This window comes from Cellulomonas citrea (assembly GCF_009829685.1).
GTDB lineage: Bacteria > Actinomycetota > Actinomycetes > Actinomycetales > Cellulomonadaceae > Cellulomonas > Cellulomonas citrea.
Genome location: NZ_VWSD01000299.1, coordinates 1 through 1,240 on the forward strand (window position 1 = coordinate 1; position 1,240 = coordinate 1,240).

Here is a 1,240-nt window from a genome sequence, read left to right on the forward strand (position 1 = left end):
GTCGGGGCCCGCGAGGTCGCGCAGCACGCCGACCAGCTCGTCACCGCGCACCGCGCGCCAGCGCACCGGGTAGGCGCGCAACCAGAACCGGGCCGAGCGCTCGAACTCGTCCACCGGCTGCGCCCCCTGCGCCGTGCTCATCGCCGCGGTCTCACACGCCGCCGAAGGCGGGTCGCGCCAGCACGACGCGTGCCCGGCGGGCGAGGGCGGCCAGCTCGGCGGTGTGCGCCTCGACGGCCTGCCGGCCGCCGGCCGTGAGCCGGTAGTACCGGCGCAGCCGCCCTTCGACGACGACCTCGCTCGACACCTCGGCCTGCCCGGCCGCGACCAGGCGGTCGAGGATGCCGTAGAGCGTCCCGGCCCCGAGCTTCACCCTGTCGTCCGACAACGAGCGGACCTCCTGGACGACGGCGTACCCGTGCCGCGGCTCGTCGGCGAGCGCGAGGAGCACGAGGTACGTCTGCTCGCTCATCGCCATCCCCGATATATATCGCGCGGCGATGTATGTGGCAAGAGGCTCGGCCACGGTTGGCCGGTGAACCACCGGCGGTCCGCATCGGCTCAGACCGCGAGCAGCCCGGCGCTCCGCCGTGCGACTCAGACCGCGAGCAGCCCGGCGTGCCGGCGCGCGAGGTCGACCAGGTCGATCCGGGGCAGCGCGTCGATCTCGTCGGGTGCGAACCAGGCCGTCGCATCCGTCGACCCGTCGGCCTCCGGGCGCAGCTGTCCGCCGACGACCCGCGCCCGGTACACGAAGCTGAGCTGCTGGAACTCCCGCTCGCCGAAGTCGAGCCGTGCACCGGCCGGGACCACGAGGTTGTGCACGTGCAGCAGCCCGTCGAGCTCGACGAGGTACCCCGTCTCCTCCTCGACCTCGCGCAGCACCGTCTGCTCGGGGTGCTCACCGGGCTCCATCCCGCCGCCCGGAAGGGACCAGTGGTCGTGCCGCCGGTCGGTCCAGTGCGCGAGCAGCATCCCGCGCTCCCCGGTCACGACGGCGTAGGCCGCCACGCGCAGGTCCGACTCGTCGCCGTGGAAGATCGTCACCTGCCGAGTCTGCCGGAGGCCCGTACGGGACATGCCGGGTTCGGGCCTACCCCAGCGGGCTGGTCCACTCCCCGCCGACGAGCGTGGCGGCGACCCGCACGCCGCTGAGCCCACCCGGTGCGGCCGCGACGGCCAGCGGGTCGTCGTCCAGCACGACGAGGTCCGCGCGGGCGCCCACCGGCAGGTCGAGCGC

2 protein-coding genes are annotated in these 1,240 nt (G+C 74.5%); both read right to left on the reverse strand.

Annotation, left to right across the window (positions count from 1 at the left end):
• Positions 1–151 precede the first annotated feature (151 nt).
• A complete protein-coding gene (locus tag F2B26_RS16300; protein WP_159811124.1) occupies positions 152–472 on the reverse strand; it encodes a PadR family transcriptional regulator in 321 nt (106 codons plus the stop codon).
• Positions 473–597: 125 nt separating this feature from the next.
• On the reverse strand, positions 598–1,047 hold the full coding sequence (locus F2B26_RS16305) for an NUDIX hydrolase (protein WP_235929729.1): 450 nt from the start codon (positions 1,045–1,047) through the stop codon (positions 598–600).
• Positions 1,048–1,240 lie beyond the last annotated feature (193 nt).